The organism is Moorena sp. SIO3I8 (genome assembly GCF_010692325.1).
GTDB lineage: Bacteria > Cyanobacteriota > Cyanobacteriia > Cyanobacteriales > Coleofasciculaceae > Moorena.
Map to the genome: position 1 here is coordinate 19,445 of NZ_JAAHHW010000038.1, position 14,768 is coordinate 34,212.

Sequence of the window (14,768 nt, forward strand, 5' to 3'; positions counted from 1 at the left end):
ATTGCGTTTTATGAAATTATAGCACAAAGCCGTCCTAGAAGGACGGGGTTTCAGACCCATTTTTTTTTGATGACAGTAAATTAGTGTTTTTTTGCTGTAGCTCCTTGTAGCTATACTAATTAATACCTATCACTTATTGATCAATAATTAGCGCGATTGATTGGATAATAAAATTCAAACCTCAACTTGCCGAAGCACTGCGCAGGGCTTGAGCTGCTAGATAGAGTTTGTTCCATTCACCCATCACCTGGTTAGTTCTCCAGTTAAGATCGTTAGCGATCGCTTCGAAGGTATGACCAGCTTTCATCTTATCCAGCAACTGCTGTTGTTCAGGGGTCAGTTTTTGCTGATATTCTTGCCATTGCCTTGGGGTTAGTCCAAACCTGTGCTCAGTGTAGGATGTTTCCAGCCAACTGGCTACTAAGTCTGGCTGGCCTTTTACCCCATTGATGGAAAAGACACGAATGGCATGGTAGCTAATTTTTTCCCGTAGACGATAGACCTTCTTGATCGGCCAATTTAGGCGACGAGCGATCGCCTCTTGAGATTGACCTTGCAAGTAAAGTCGCAGCCATTGGGCCGCCTCAGACCCTAAGTTTTTCTCTAAGTAAGCCTCAAATTCCTTAGATACGGACATCCTTAGGCTTTGTTTGTCTTCCCAAGCCTGCTTATGTTGATAATTAGTAATGGCTTGGTTATCCAATAGACTTACTGGGGCATCGGTTTCCCCTTCCGGGTTGATTGACTCTGACACTAAACGTACCATGTCTCCTTCTGGCACATGGGTCATACCGCCACGTTGAGACCGACGCAGAAAGTTGACAAACCGATAGACAACTAAGGGCTGGTTGCGAATCGGGCGCAGACAATACTCTTCAAGAGTAGTTAATAATAAAGCATTGCGCAGCGGTTCTTCCTTGGTACATTGTCTAATCCAGGCAATTTGCTTTTGGATATAGCGATCGCTATTTAATAATTCCTGAATCACTTCTTGGAGAACATCCACCACAGCCCTTTGGCGATCGCGACTTAGGGACACCCAAGTGCGGATTTTATTGCGTAAGGTAACTAGACTAGCTAAGCGGGTGGTCAAATTGCGATAGCAACGTTCTGGTGGCACGCCCAAGTAACGCTGTTGCAAAATTCTGTAACGATACTCCATTGCTTGGACAGCGATTACCAGTTTGCTCTGAGTGAGAGTGTCAAACCCCTCTTTATCTTCTCCAATTAACCACTGTACAATACTGGAGCTGGTGGCTGGATTTTGGTTGGGACAGTCACTCAACAAGCGCGACTGCCATTCTCTTTCCAGTTTATCCGCCAACTTTGCCATGACATTGCACTCCTTGGATCCCTGTTTTAAAGTTTGCATGACAACCCTCCCTGTTTCTACTCACTCGAAGTGGGTAGTGACTGCTTTCTATTTGACCACTAATTTCTAGGTATTGGAAGTGATCAAACTCCCATAACTACGCTTACGAAAGTCACACCAGTAGGATGATAGATAGCACGCCTGTCTGGAGATCTAGATCCTCTTTTAGATGTGTTCTAGATCACAAGCCCTAAATAGACTTCTGGGACATCCAGCAAGTTTTAGCTTCGTAAACTAGGGTAAGCACCACTATTTAGATATCACTGAGAATGATATGAATTATGCTGATAGCAGCCAATTGATATACCGTCACAGTATCTTCATAAGTATTTATCAAGCTTTTAGTTTAAAGGTGTTTCACCAGGGTAAACGCATCTTGTTGGGTAAGCGGGGGTAGTTCTCAATAAACCTAGCCTTATTGTGCTTATTGACAATTATTTTTATACATATAGTGTTTATTTAATTTGAAAAACACTATATATAGGATTGAAAAAATTAGATGGGTTTACCCTGGGTGTTTCACTGATTCGTCTACCCTGATAATCTAACCCTGACGATTTAGCTGAGTACACCCGATATCCCGGTAGCTCTTGACCTTAGGGATTACTATTTAACATACCTTCTTGAATCAGAGGAAATGCTCATACCTAATATTGAATATATCAGAAAACGCCCATCAGATCAGCTAACTTGATGCTGAAACAGGCACCCTGGGAATTTTACACAGGTTGGAATTACCGCTGTGCCTATGAATTCTATCCTCCAAGCTAGTCAACTGCTAATAGGTAAATCAGGAGTTCCCCATAGACAGTATATCCACCCAGACCTATCAAACGTCTGTAATTCTGATATCCCCGTTCGCCGTTGGCGGTTACCTATTGGCTAAAACCTTAATTTTTCCTTTCAGCTGGGTAAGTCCTGACTGTTTTGAGAGGGGAAACCTGATATCTTGATAAAGATGTTTTGATAACTATATTTCTTGATTAAGCATGTCTGACCCATTTTCTCCTGAGGTAAGCGATCGCATTTGTAAGCACATGAACGATGATCATGCTGATGCTGTGGCACTGTATGCTCAGACTTTCGGCAATTCCCCGGATACAGAAGAAGCAGAAATGGTTTCGATTGATGCTCAAGGCATGAATATAATCACAAAAGTCAAGGGGGAGTCTTCCACTGTGCGCATCAGGTTTGATCATGAACTTAAAGATTCTGAAGATGCTCACTACACCTTAATTGACATGATCAAACAGGCAAGGCAGTCAGTAACCAACCTGAAGGGGTGACAAGCAGCAATGAAGCGCCTTGTTGTCACCCCCTCAGGTCACCAACTTTCACCTTAGAAAAGGTTGAAGATTCAAGCTTACCCTTTAGGCAGGGTGAGTTTGAGCATGCCGTTATGATATTCAGCTTCAACCTGATTTCTGTTAATCTTGGCTGGTATTGGAATAACCCGTTTGAATTTCCCATAGCGTAGTTCCGAGCGTACCATACCTATTGCTTTAGTCCTAGCTGCTGACTGGCGCTCGCCACTGATGCAAACAGAGTCTTCCGTGAGTTCAACATCAAGGTCTTTGGCTTCCATGCCTGGAATTTCTAGTCTCAGGTAAACGGCTTTAGGAGTTTCCTCGATCTCTGCATAGGGCATAAACGTCATCCCTGGAAATCCTCCCTCGTCGCTATTCATGAAATGGGTGAGTCGGCGGTTGAGTTCCCGATGCACACTTTCTAGATCTGGCAGATGTTCCGAACGAGTAATAGCCATTATGGTTATCTCCAACTATCCAGTTTTTTTACCTTCACCTCTAATTTCCGCCCAGTTTATTGTTGCCCAACTAGCCACACTCTAGATAGAAGAAAGTTCCAGACTGGCAGGAATTGATTCACAGAAAATCTTAGGATGTTTGGAAGCCCCGTCTATGCACAAGCGGGGTCCTTACTTTAGTATCTGATTTTACTGTTTGGGCTGCGGTGAGCAGATGTTACTCTTTTGAGATCTACTTTTTTGAGATCTATCTATTTTTGAGATCTATCTATTTTTTGAGATCTAATTATGAGTATTTATTTCTAATAATCCTATTATAACTAAATCTTATAAAAACTGCTGGACCCTTTGACAAACTTGTTTAATATTTTTAATACTAATTTAATATTTTTAATACTTAGAGCCTTGATTAAACACTCTATCATGGCCTAATTAGCTATTTATGCATCAAGACAGGGAATAAGCAACTTGGGATCAGGGAACTTCGGCTCAGGAGACAATACGCCATAGGGAATACGCCATAGGGAATACGCCAAAAATACTGTGTATCTCATTAATATGAGAAGCGCTCAATGAAATAGTCACAAATTTCCACAAATGCCTAAAATCAGGGATCCTGTCACTTGTCTCTGGCAGAGAAAACTAGAGAAATGCGATGCTCCAAAAGGGTCGCTGCGGGATTGGCCTACGGCCACGCTACGCGATTGACCGTAGGTCACGCTACTTGAGGAGCAACTAGGGTTGAGATTCCAGGGTAAACGCCTCGTAATTTGTATCAACAGTTACATAAAAAAAATCTACAATAGTATCAAAAATCTATAATCGACCGGTTGATTGTCAACAAGCCCGAAACATTGCTCAATTATTTGCCGTGTTATCCTTGGTGGATTTGATATCAAGTCAGGTTGAATACCCATAATTAGAGGGAGGGTGATACCCACCCCTAACCCCTCCCAGGAGGGGAATATGGGGAGATGGGGAGATTTTTATTAAGGGTAATTATCCCGATCATGATATGAGAGATCTGGAAATTCTCGTTGCGTAAGCGGTAGTGATACACAAGTAGTGATAGCCTAATCAACCCGACAAACACTTATTATAGTGATGAATAAAATTCCAAATAGCTCCTAAGTGATTTTCTATTTTTTTTGAAAATGACAAAGTTTTTCTTACCAGACGACTAATCCTTTGTCTTAAAGTATTATTTAATTTTTCAATATGATTAGTTTTACCAGTTTTTTTTGCTACTGGTTTGTGACGTTTCTTTGGTCTTACTGTTCTTGATGCAGTCGCTCATGGTTTGAATTTACCGTAAGATAGGGTCGCCTTATTAAAAAATATTTAACCCTTTTCTGCATAACCTGCTAACTATAAAGGCTCCACTATCTAAGGTTTTGTCTCCGGGGGAAACCCCCTGTTCCCTTGCTGCATCGCTTTTTAACTGTTCGCTCACAGTTGCAGTAAGGGCAATTGGGTCGCGTTATTAAATCTGAGACTGTATTCATTGTTATGATGGTGTATTGATCACTAACATTTTTGTTAATAATAAAAATTTAGCAGTTTTCTAAAGATTATTTAATCATTATTTCTGATTACTTAGATAAGTATACCTAATTAATTGATAGTCAAATTCCTATATTTTTTCAAAACAAAATGCCTTATTTAAAAATTTAATGTTGCATCACTACTTATTTATCACTACCTAAATTTGGAAGATTGCTACTAAATCACCTATCAAAAATATCTATAACAGTGCTTAGTTAAATAAAAAAAAACAATACACTGTTTACCCAGTTTGTCTTTACTATTATCATCGGGCTTATTACCTCTGTGCCTTTGGTCAAAGACCTGAGCGAACTGAAAACCAACCGCCCTTGGGATGGTATAACTACCGTTTAGAACGAATAACCGAATTCAAAAAATTGTCTTGGGATACTCCCAATTTCCCTTGGTCAAAATCAGAAATTATTAACCATACCGAAAAATACAGTACTGATTATATTCAACAATAATTACACTCTGCTTATGGCTTTGATTTCTATGAAAAATCCCGTTTAATGCTCCTCCGTTTTGATGCAAATTTTGCCCAACACTACATCTAAAAATCCTTCCGTAATCCCACCTTTGATAAACTCGATAGCTATCAATATGCTAAAGCTTTAGCTGATAAACTCCACAATATTCGTTCACTTCTTGCTGATTGCCACAGAGAAGGGGAACAAGTTTGGCAAAAGTTTACAGGTGGTAAAGAGGGCACCCTTTGGTTTTATCAGAGCTTACTCAAAGTTTATCAGGAAAAACGTTCGGATTTTTTGACCCAGGAATTGGCCAGATTAATTTCTCAACTAGAAGTTATTGCCCTCCGCCGGTGGGAATAGGGAATAGGGAAACAGAGGGAGGTGTGGGAAGTGTGGCGAGTGTGATCTAATTTGCGTTTGAATACTTACTTTATAGCGATTCTCATATTAATGACGTACACAGGATTTTTTCCCTATTGCCTATTGCTAGCTTGCCTATTGCCTGTTCCCTATTGCCTATTGCTAGCTTGCCTATTGCCTATTCCGGTGATCCGCTGTTCCCTATTCCGGTGATCCGCTGTTCCCTAAGAAGCATTCTACCTAGAATCCCAAATCCACAGCAATACGGTGAGCACAAGCAAATCCCGAAAACGCTACTGCATTTAAACCCTGCCCTGGAAAAGTGCTATCCCCAACACAATAAAGCCCTGGAATCGCAGTCCGATTAAACGGCATTCCCAACAATCCCATTAACTTGCGGCGGGGAATTGGCCCATAGGTTCCATCCATACGGTTCAAAAATCGTCGATGACTGCGTGGTGTGCCCACCTCCATGTAATCCAATCCAGCATCTAAGCCAGGAAAAATCGTTTCTAGTCGCTCAATTAAGCATCCAGCTGCCTCTTCCTTCTTATTTTCGTACTCACGAGGGGATAATCCTTGCCAATCTTCCATCCAGCTAGGGGTAAACGTGTGGAAAACATGATAGCCTTCTGGGGCTAAATTGGGATCAAGCAAGGTAGGAATCGAAACAAAAATAGTCCCCTCCGCATCCTCCATTTTTCCCCAGTCTTCTAGGACAATATGGTGACACTCTGTACCAGGTGGTAAAACATCTGCCTTTACCCCTAAATGTAAACTCAAAAAACCCGGTGATTTCTGATAACGCTGTTGCCATTTCCGCTCAACTGCTGGCATCTGGTCAGCTGGGACTAATTTCTCAAATGTATCCCAACGGGTAGCATTGGAAACAATTCGTTTTGCTCGATACTCTTTACCATTGACTAGCTGGACACCCACTGCCTTGCCCTTTTCCAGCAGAATTTTCCCGACTCGAGCTTTATAAAGAATCTGACCTCCAGCTTTCTCCAATCCCTCCACTAGTTTTTGGGCGATTTTTCCTACACCTCCTACCGGATAATTAATCCCACCGTAATGTCGGTCAGAAAACACCATCCCAGCATTAATCATCGGTGTTTTGTCAGCAGGTACCACAGACCAGCAATAACATTCCATGTCTATAAATTTCAGCAACTGGAGGTCGCTAATATACTTGCGAGCAATGTCTCCCACATTTTGGGGCAGGTACTTTACTAAACCCAAACAAGCCAAGGGATGCTGGAAAAATACCCTGGTCAAATAGCGAATTTCTTCCAAGGACAGTAAGTCCATGGCATTCAGGCAATTAAAGACCTTCCAGCATTCATCGTAAAATTTGCGAATTCCTTGGCGTTGGTCAGGGAAGTGAGCAGTAAGTTCTTGCAAAAAATTCTCATAGTCTCGGTGGACTTTGAGCTCTAGATCACCAGGGAGATGATAGTGAATCTGTACTGGATCTGGAATTGTTTCGAGACTGACATTGACAGCCTCAAGGGCTCGGGTAAGTAGATTGGTTGTCCCCTTTGTGCCAAACCCAAAAATCATTGATGCTCCAACATCAAAGCGATACCCCTCTCGCTCAAAGTAACCCGAACTACCACCAGGAATGATATAGCTTTCTAGCACCAGCACACTCGCTCCCTTCGCTGCCAACTGAGTTGCGGTGACTAGCCCCCCAATACCAGAGCCAATAACAATAGTATCAAATACCGATTGATTGGAAATGGTATGGGATTGATTGCTTGATGGGCAAGGTTGGGATCCAGCAGTCATGGAATTAGCAATTTAAATATATTAACTGATGGATCTGAGTTTAGCGTTTCTTGTTGATATAAGAGTTCATTACTAATGCAAAAAAAAAAGTGGGCACCAGCCTGCTGCTGCGTACCGGTCCCACCCGCCTATCCTTAATGAGAGGAGAACACTTATTACTACTATAGTCTTGTTGAAAAAAAATGTCAACATATTGAAAAGCATTTTCCCGAAAAGGGGAGTGTCGGGAGTGCCGGGAGTGGGAGGAGTGTTAGCTAACCATCCCACCGGGGAGGGTAACAAGCAGCCTTGTTACCCTTACTGGGTGTCGGCGAACCTGTAGGGAAAACTTTTTGGGAACTAAGGCAATCATTACACCCCGCGCCCCCGCCACACCACACACCCCCTCAGGTGTAGATCTGAGTCTCTATGGTGTTTTTGCTTGTAATTGACCACTTGACAGTATTATTGGCATAGTTAAAAGCATGCCCAAACCCTTTGAGTGCTGTCTGTATTTTGACAACTTGTTTAGGGTTTGCTTGAATCAAGCAAACACTAGTTAATACTGTATTCATCAATGTAAAACTTGAAACTATCATCGACTAGATCAAAACTTGTGGTTATTCCCAAAAACCCTGCTGCCCAATTCCTCTGACACTACCTAATTTGTTTCTCACTAATTCTTATAGTTACGACCTGTTATGACTCTCCAACTACGTGTCTATGTTCCACCCCATCCCCTAGTTAAGCACTGGCTAGGGGTTGCCCGTGATGCCTCGACACCACCTCCATTGTTCAAAAGCGCTATGACCGAGTTGGGACGCTGGTTGACCTATGAAGCAATGCGGGATTGGTTGCCGAATGAAGAACTAACAGTGCAAACTCCCCTAGCTCCGTGCAAGGTAACTATGGTTAACCCAGAAGTGCCCATAGTAGTTGTGCCAATTTTGCGGGCTGGACTAGCGCTCTTAGATGGAGCCCAAACTTTGCTGCCCTTGGCATCGGTTTATCACCTTGGTCTGGTCAGAAATGAGGAAACCTTACAAGCCAGTTTTTACCTGAATACCTTACCGAATCAGTTTGACCCAAATACACGAGTCCTAGTTCTCGACCCAATGCTGGCTACTGGTGGCACAATGATGTTGGCAATGTCAGAACTTAAAAAACGAGGAGCAACACCAGACTTAACACGGATTATTAGCGTGGTAGCAGCACCACCAGCCTTACAAAAGTTGGGGGCAGATTATCCTAGTTTGACCATCTACACTGGCATGATTGATGAGGAAGTCAATGCTAAGGGATATATCGTACCAGGCTTGGGTGATGCAGGCGATCGCGCTTTTGGAACTTGACCTGAGCAGCAAATAACCCCTATTACCCTGAGCAACTTAGACAGCAAATCCAACTAACTGATAGTAGAGGTGTTCCAGGCAACACCTCTACCTAGACTGGCTGATCACGGTGCCAAACTTCACACTCTCCGCTCCCTCACCAGACCGGGCTTTCAAAGCTTTGTCTAAAAGCCTTGCGATACGATACAATTAATTATGGGCTGGTAGCAAACCCCTTGTCTAATCAGCAAGATCCTCTCAAACTTGATGGGTTAATCTGGATAAAAGCTGCATTTTGAAAATCAAGGGCAACAGAGCAACATGAGTCAGCAAGATGGTTTTGCAAGTGGATTCCTGACTGGAGCAGTAGTCGGGGGATTGATAGGTGGATTAATCGGCGCTTTGGTTACTGCTGGCAAAAGTAATCAAAACGATGAGGAAGATCGGTCTATGTTAAATTCTGAGCGCTCAGACCCTAAGGCAATTAGGGCGAGAAGGCGCGAACTAAAGGCAGAAGCAAGCATTGAAGCGGCACGTCAGAGTTTGGAAGACAAAATTGCCCAGCTGAATTCAGCAATTGACGATGTACGTCAACAAGTCAGCACAGTGAAAGGTACAGCTGAGGCAAATACACATGAACGGGTGCTTGAGCCGTGAAAAAAATTATGTTGTAGGTATGTTTTAGCTTTACTGACTTGGTATTCAGGCACAGGTTGATCAAATTCGTTAAACTTAACATCAAGGCATAACACTCACACAAACTTACTAAGAAAGCTTATAAATCTATGGCTACAGAACTGTTGACTAGCACTCTCCAGAGCTTTATCAAAATCTATTTCTATCTATTAATTGTCCGAGTTGTGTTAACTTGGTTTCAAACAATGGATTGGGCGAATCAGATAACTTCTGTGTTAAGTCCCATTACTGACCCTTACCTGAATATTTTCCGTTCCTTCATTCCACCCCTTGGAGGTATAGATGTTTCCCCCATACTCGCGATTTTGCTTCTAGAATTTTTAGGTGGGCTGTTTTAGCTTAAACGGGGAGAAGCCCCACGTCTGAAAGGGAAGCGTCAGCGTGGGCTTAATCCCCCTTTAAGCTAATCACCGACCGATTTTGTGCTTAAAACCGGATGCCTTAAACTTCTTAAGCTTGAGAGGCGTTTTTACATTAGCAGGAACTGTAACCCGGATTTCAAAATCACTGATGCCTGGTGGCACTTCATCAATTGATCCCACGCGACCCCGGTTTTGGAAGGTATTATTGCCATTGGCATCGTAGATACGACCAAAAACATCAGCATCAAATACGTTTATTTTCTTGGTATTCTTGGCTTTACCCTTGATCAGATAGCAACTAGCCTGCCTCGCCGAACCCCCACCAACGGTCACCGTGCCTTGCCCGATTTCTGAGGGACACTCCTGGGAATGCAAGTCTAAGAGTTTAATGGGGATCTTAGCAAAAGCAGGGGGCGCAAATGCCGAGCTGATCACCCAAATCAGACAAGCTACTGCTGTAGCCGTTAACCAATTTCGAAATCCCATAAAGCCAACCAAAAAATAACCTTATAGCTACTTTACATCTAAATTGGATAGGTTTAGCTTGGAGCAGAGAAAATATCGCTAACTATAGGTAATACTGAATAGATAATACTGAAGTGGATGGGTCCAAAGCTCAGTTTAGAATCAGTGACCATTACCAAGATTTGGGGGGAAGGTAGAACTTTTCTAGGGATAACCCTGACCAAACAATACGCGATCGCACTAGCAAAACTCCTAAGGTAATTATTCCCAAACTCACAGCTCTGAGTTGGTGGTTTCCAGTCCAAGCTAACTGTCCAAGGTAGCTCGAACCAATCATCACGGTATGAATTGCAGCTAGGACTAAAGCAGGGATACTCAATAAATGAATCCGTCGCCAAAGCTTGCCCAAACCCTTCTGTAAGCGGTCAAAACTCGTGAGGGCAGCTGGGGTAATCAACACAAGCGCTAAAATTCCTGCTAACAGACCCCACTTATGCTGCGGTAACATAAAGCCCATGGCATCTAACTTCCAGTTCAAGGCATGGTCTAGCCTAAAAAATGTATGAGCGATCGCCAACACAAATGCCCCCACTCCTAAAGCCCGACGATAGCGTAACAGCCCAGCCCACAAACGACTAATCGGACGAGCAATCAAAGATAACATCAGTAACAGCAGCGCCCCATGACCGGTGTAATCCACCATAGCATCGGTACGCAGAAGGGTTAAAATACCAATGGTGAGGGTAACCCAGCCTCCTAGGCGAAACAGTTGGCTGCGCTTGCTAACACTGAGTCTAGATGCAGATACACCCACTCCTAGCATCATGGGCATCGTTCCCAGTCCAAAGGCCAGCATTGTTGCTGCTCCCCACCACAGATTCCCCATTTCCGCTGCTTTAATCTGAGCAGCATACAGGAATCCACAAGGCATCAAACCCCAGACTCCTCCTAAAAGGGCTGGTGTCCACCACTGAGATTCCCCAGACAATTTAGTCATCGCGACCGTCAGCCGTTGATGCCCAATCCCTTTAGATAGGGGGTGTAATAGGGGCAGACGGGGAATCCAATCGGGTTTAAGCTGCACACAGCCAAACCAAATAAGCATTAAACCAGTCAGAATTGCCATGGCTTGGCGCAATCCACTGCCAATCCCAGCCAACTGACCACTGGCAATCAAGACTGAACCCATACCCCCAAGTCCAGCTCCGACGAGAGCATAACTAATTGTTCGTCCTAGGTTCAGTAGACTATGAAAACCCAGCTGATGCAGCCACTTGGGGGACTTTTCCTGCTGCTGAGATAGGGAAAACGCCACTGCCAGAGGTCCACACATCGCCACACAGTGACCAAAACTCCCCAGAAACCCTAGGGTCATGACCAGCAGCAAATCTAAAACCATTCCGTGCTTATGTTCCTTACCTATAGACTATGGTAAATATTATCATCAGCCATTCATGCTTATTGTGAACTTATAGCAAGTTGTCATGAAAAGATTCATGTGTGATCTTCTATATCCTCTGTATCTCCGGCATTTTATGGTTAGGAGGTAAGAGCATCTTTGAATAAATTTTAGCATTAAGAGTTAACCCCCATGACCATTCAACTGCCATCAAACATTTCCTCTACTGAAAACTCAGCACTCACAACTCAGCAGTATTTTCCGATAATTTCTCACAACATTAAAACCTCTGCTGATGTCGGTGCTACCTTCCACATTGAACCCAATCACAATCCTCGCGCTAGAGAACCTGCTCTAGCGTGGTTTGCCCTTACTCGCCAAGGGGGCCAACTCATTCCCCTAGAGCAATGTGACTGTCAACTAGCCGTTTACTCTAAATCCTCATCAGAGTTAGGGAGTTCCCCCATCCTTGAGCCACAGCTGAAAGCTATATCAGCCGAACAATATCAAGGTATTCCTGGAGCTGATCTAGTCTTTCCTAAAGCGGGAGTCTATGAGTTAGTTTTAAGCGGTACTCCTAAATCAGGAGCTAGTTTTAAGCCATTTGAGATCAAGTACGACGTTACAGTCACTCCTGGGAAAAAAACTGCAACTGTGCCAAGTCCTGCCACTGAACCTGGATTTAACCAGCAGTCAGAATCCTTCTCAGAAGAGGATACGGCACCATCAGAGCCTCAACTATTACAGTGGTGGTTGCCCGTAGGGATTTTTGCCTTAGTCATCCTAGGTATTGCGAGTGTATTGTTATGGAAAAAGGCAACAGGAAAAAGGTAAATATAACCCCACCCTCTACTAGGCAGTGGCCGGAAAACTCCCACCGATAAAGTGAATATCACTAAAGGTTTCAATCCACAGACGAGCACCACAATCAAGAGGGTTATCCGGTTGATACACAATCCGACACGGGCCAAGAATTTCTACCTGATTGCCGTATAGATTGTTGCCGCTTCGTTTTACCGAAATCACTGGCTGACGCTCTTCGGGAGGTTTAGTTTTGTTGGTGCCAATGCGATTGCGATTGACATTGATCTTAGCTAGAGCCGGAGGACGACTTTTACTCCATGTGCCAATCGGTCCACGGCTGGCCTTGATAATTTGCGGTAAATGGTTGAACAGAGGAATAATCCAGAATTTACCGCTTTTATAGGCACCCCGGACGCGACCGTCTTGGAGGAGTTGTCTCAACCGTCTTGATGATATTCCTAACAGAGATGCTGCTTCAGTAGTACAAACGCACTTATTCATCAGTTAACTTTAAACCTTGTTTTATTAACTATTCCGATATCTGTAGTATAAATAAAATCGACCATTAATGTCAAGTTGTGGTTAACTGGAATAGCTCTTTATTGAAATAAAGGATTTATCCTCTTCTTAGTGAAGTGTTGGAAACCATCCTGCTAAGAATTTTTACTCAATAGAGCTAGGAACCGAAAATAGAAATAAAATCGAAAGATATAATAATTCTTTAATAATTCTTAATTAACTAATAATTATCAAATGAACATTCTAAGTAACCTGCTTTCCGGTGCCACTAATCCCTCCCGTGCCAAGAAAAAACGCCGACGGATTGAAATCAAATCTGAGCGTGAAATTGAGATCATGCGGCAGGCGGCAACTATTGTGGCAACAGTACTCAAAGAAATTTCTGAGATGGTTGAGCCAGGAATGAGCACAGCGGATTTAGATGCCTATGCCGAAAAGCGGATCCGTCAGATGGGAGCAACCCCAAGTTTCAAAGGCTACTACGGCTTTCCTGGGTCGATCTGCACCTGCCTGAATCACGAAGTAGTTCATGGTATTCCTAGTCCTAAGAAAGTAATTTGCAGTGGTGATGTGTTGAAAGTGGATACAGGTGCCTTCTATCAGGGATTTCACGGAGACTCATGCATTACTATTCCGATTGAGGAGGTGAAACCAGAAGCGAGTCAATTAATTCGGGTGGCAAATGAATCTCTCTACAAGGGCATCGAACAGGTGAAAGCAGGGAAGTACTTGCTAGACATTGCTGGTGCGATTGAAGACCATGCCCAAACTTATGGCTATAGTATAGTGGAGGATTATACGGGTCACGGTGTGGGGCGAAATCTACACGAAGACCCCTCAGTGTTCAACTTCCGCACCCGCGAATTGCCGAATGTCAAGCTCCGTGCTGGGATGACTCTGGCGATTGAGCCAATTTTGAATGCTGGTACTAAGTTCACACGCACCCTATCTGACCGTTGGACAGTCGTTACGGTCGATAATTCTCTATCCGCTCAGTTTGAACATACGGTTTTGGTAACAACTGATGGCTACGAAATTTTGACTGACCGTACCAAGGTCTAACTATAGCCTTACTTATGAACTAGTGAAGGACTTGCTGGCACATGGAACTTATCAGTGGGTAGTCGATCTATTAAATAGAAGAGCGTCTCCTACTCCAGGGTAAATAGTCTAGGTGTACCATTTTCTCCCAAGCCATAGCTATTGGTTACCAGATAAGGTTATGATATATTGGGTTGGGACTAATTCTAAAAACTACCAAATTTCTGGCTGTTAACACCTGGGATACTTGATCACAAGTAAGCGCGAAGTTTTAAAACCCAGTCTCGTCAGAGCTGGGATTAAAAACGATTAACGCGCGAATTTAGTTGGCACTCACTCTTTTCTGAGTAATCATCGATAGCGTAGCGTGATCTACGGTCAATCCCATCAATGTAGCCTTATAATAAGGAAGTTTGCTCTAGGCGGTGAGAGCATCAACATCGGAACCGCACTCAGAAAGGTAAATGGGTGAAAAACACTCTTAGACGGTGCTTCTAGTAACTAGTGACATAGATCGCAATTGATCTACTGCTAAAAAACTCCCGATCAGATCTCAGGGGTGTTGATCAGGTGGCATCTAATTTCTTTCTTCTTAGTTACTTCACTATTCTCCGGAACTATGACCAATAAAATAGTCGAAAAAATTGCCGGAATATCTCTGGTAACTATTAGCTTTGATAGGGATTCGACAGCTGTTTCAAAAGAAAACCCCCAAACCGTTGAGCCTAGGGGTAATTATCAGGGTGCATCTACCATTTATTTCTTCTGATTGATGGGATTGATATCCGGAAGGATTACTAGTAAATTTACTAGTCAATCAATAACAAAACCCACGGGATAAATTTGCTCAAAGCCAACAGCCAGCT

General features: G+C 43.2%; 15 protein-coding genes and 2 pseudogenes. 9 read left to right on the top strand and 8 right to left on the bottom strand.

Annotated features, from left to right (window positions below; genetic code table 11):
- Nucleotides 1-181 precede the first annotated feature (181 nt).
- Nucleotides 182-1,372 carry a HetZ-related protein 2 gene (locus tag F6K51_RS16450; RefSeq protein WP_293021870.1) on the bottom strand — a complete coding sequence of 397 codons (1,191 nt, stop codon included), beginning with the start codon at nt 1,370-1,372 and terminating at the stop codon, nt 182-184.
- Between the two features lie 989 nt (nt 1,373-2,361).
- On the opposite strand from F6K51_RS16450, the gene F6K51_RS16455 reads away from it, so the two are divergent.
- Nucleotides 2,362-2,658: a DUF2470 domain-containing protein gene (locus F6K51_RS16455; protein ID WP_293021872.1), complete on the top strand. Its 297-nt coding sequence runs from the start codon at nt 2,362-2,364 to the stop codon at nt 2,656-2,658.
- A gap of 77 nt (nt 2,659-2,735) precedes the next feature.
- On the opposite strand, the gene F6K51_RS16460 is transcribed toward F6K51_RS16455, so the two are convergent.
- Together F6K51_RS16460 and F6K51_RS16465 are read right to left on the bottom strand one after the other, a co-directional pair.
- Entirely contained in the window at nt 2,736-3,137 is a 402-nt protein-coding gene (locus F6K51_RS16460) for an Hsp20/alpha crystallin family protein (RefSeq protein WP_293021873.1), read from the bottom strand.
- 1,077 nt (nt 3,138-4,214) lie between these two features.
- Nucleotides 4,215-4,397: pseudogene (locus F6K51_RS16465) on the bottom strand (IS1 family transposase); the annotation flags it as partial.
- A gap of 515 nt (nt 4,398-4,912) precedes the next feature.
- Here F6K51_RS16465 and F6K51_RS38465 point away from each other — a divergent pair.
- Both F6K51_RS38465 and F6K51_RS16470 read left to right on the top strand, forming a co-directional pair.
- Nucleotides 4,913-5,149: pseudogene (locus F6K51_RS38465) on the top strand (TIGR03985 family CRISPR-associated protein); the annotation flags it as partial.
- A gap of 456 nt (nt 5,150-5,605) precedes the next feature.
- Complete coding sequence (locus F6K51_RS16470) at nt 5,606-5,728, top strand: hypothetical protein (protein ID WP_293021874.1); 123 nt, start codon at nt 5,606-5,608, stop codon at nt 5,726-5,728.
- A gap of 27 nt (nt 5,729-5,755) precedes the next feature.
- On the opposite strand, the gene crtH is transcribed toward F6K51_RS16470, so the two are convergent.
- Nucleotides 5,756-7,306 (bottom strand): carotenoid isomerase, encoded by a 1,551-nt coding sequence (gene crtH, locus F6K51_RS16475; RefSeq protein ID WP_293021875.1) that lies wholly within the window; start codon nt 7,304-7,306, stop codon nt 5,756-5,758.
- A 386-nt stretch (nt 7,307-7,692) separates the two neighbouring features.
- On the bottom strand, nt 7,693-7,860 hold the full coding sequence (locus F6K51_RS16480) for a hypothetical protein (RefSeq protein WP_293021876.1): 168 nt from the start codon (nt 7,858-7,860) through the stop codon (nt 7,693-7,695).
- Nucleotides 7,861-7,986: 126 nt separating this feature from the next.
- Here F6K51_RS16480 and upp point away from each other — a divergent pair, with 126 nt between their 5' ends.
- The 3 genes from upp to F6K51_RS16495 all read left to right on the top strand — a co-directional run bounded on the left by upp (nt 7,987) and on the right by F6K51_RS16495 (nt 9,650).
- Nucleotides 7,987-8,637 (top strand): uracil phosphoribosyltransferase, encoded by a 651-nt coding sequence (gene upp / locus F6K51_RS16485; protein ID WP_071104472.1) that lies wholly within the window; start codon nt 7,987-7,989, stop codon nt 8,635-8,637.
- A 300-nt stretch (nt 8,638-8,937) separates the two neighbouring features.
- Nucleotides 8,938-9,273, top strand: a complete 336-nt coding sequence (locus tag F6K51_RS16490; protein ID WP_293021879.1) for a hypothetical protein — start codon at nt 8,938-8,940, stop codon at nt 9,271-9,273.
- 128 nt (nt 9,274-9,401) lie between these two features.
- Nucleotides 9,402-9,650: a YggT family protein gene (locus F6K51_RS16495; protein ID WP_293021881.1), complete on the top strand. Its 249-nt coding sequence runs from the start codon at nt 9,402-9,404 to the stop codon at nt 9,648-9,650.
- A 69-nt stretch (nt 9,651-9,719) separates the two neighbouring features.
- Here F6K51_RS16495 and F6K51_RS16500 read toward each other — a convergent pair whose 3' ends face one another.
- Entirely contained in the window at nt 9,720-10,160 is a 441-nt protein-coding gene (locus tag F6K51_RS16500) for a hypothetical protein (protein WP_293021883.1), read from the bottom strand.
- 151 nt (nt 10,161-10,311) lie between these two features.
- A complete protein-coding gene (locus F6K51_RS16505; RefSeq protein WP_293021885.1) occupies nt 10,312-11,538 on the bottom strand; it encodes a sulfite exporter TauE/SafE family protein in 1,227 nt (408 codons plus the stop codon).
- 192 nt (nt 11,539-11,730) lie between these two features.
- On the opposite strand from F6K51_RS16505, the gene F6K51_RS16510 reads away from it, so the two are divergent.
- Complete coding sequence (locus F6K51_RS16510) at nt 11,731-12,372, top strand: hypothetical protein (protein ID WP_293021887.1); 642 nt, start codon at nt 11,731-11,733, stop codon at nt 12,370-12,372.
- 18 nt (nt 12,373-12,390) lie between these two features.
- On the opposite strand, the gene F6K51_RS16515 is transcribed toward F6K51_RS16510, so the two are convergent.
- Entirely contained in the window at nt 12,391-12,843 is a 453-nt protein-coding gene (locus tag F6K51_RS16515; RefSeq protein WP_293021888.1) for a helix-turn-helix domain-containing protein, read from the bottom strand.
- Between the two features lie 252 nt (nt 12,844-13,095).
- Here F6K51_RS16515 and map point away from each other — a divergent pair, with 252 nt between their 5' ends.
- Nucleotides 13,096-13,923 (top strand): type I methionyl aminopeptidase, encoded by an 828-nt coding sequence (gene map, locus F6K51_RS16520; RefSeq protein ID WP_293021889.1) that lies wholly within the window; start codon nt 13,096-13,098, stop codon nt 13,921-13,923.
- 598 nt (nt 13,924-14,521) lie between these two features.
- A complete protein-coding gene (locus F6K51_RS16525; RefSeq protein WP_158069737.1) occupies nt 14,522-14,671 on the top strand; it encodes a hypothetical protein in 150 nt (49 codons plus the stop codon).
- Nucleotides 14,672-14,768: the final 97 nt, after the last annotated feature.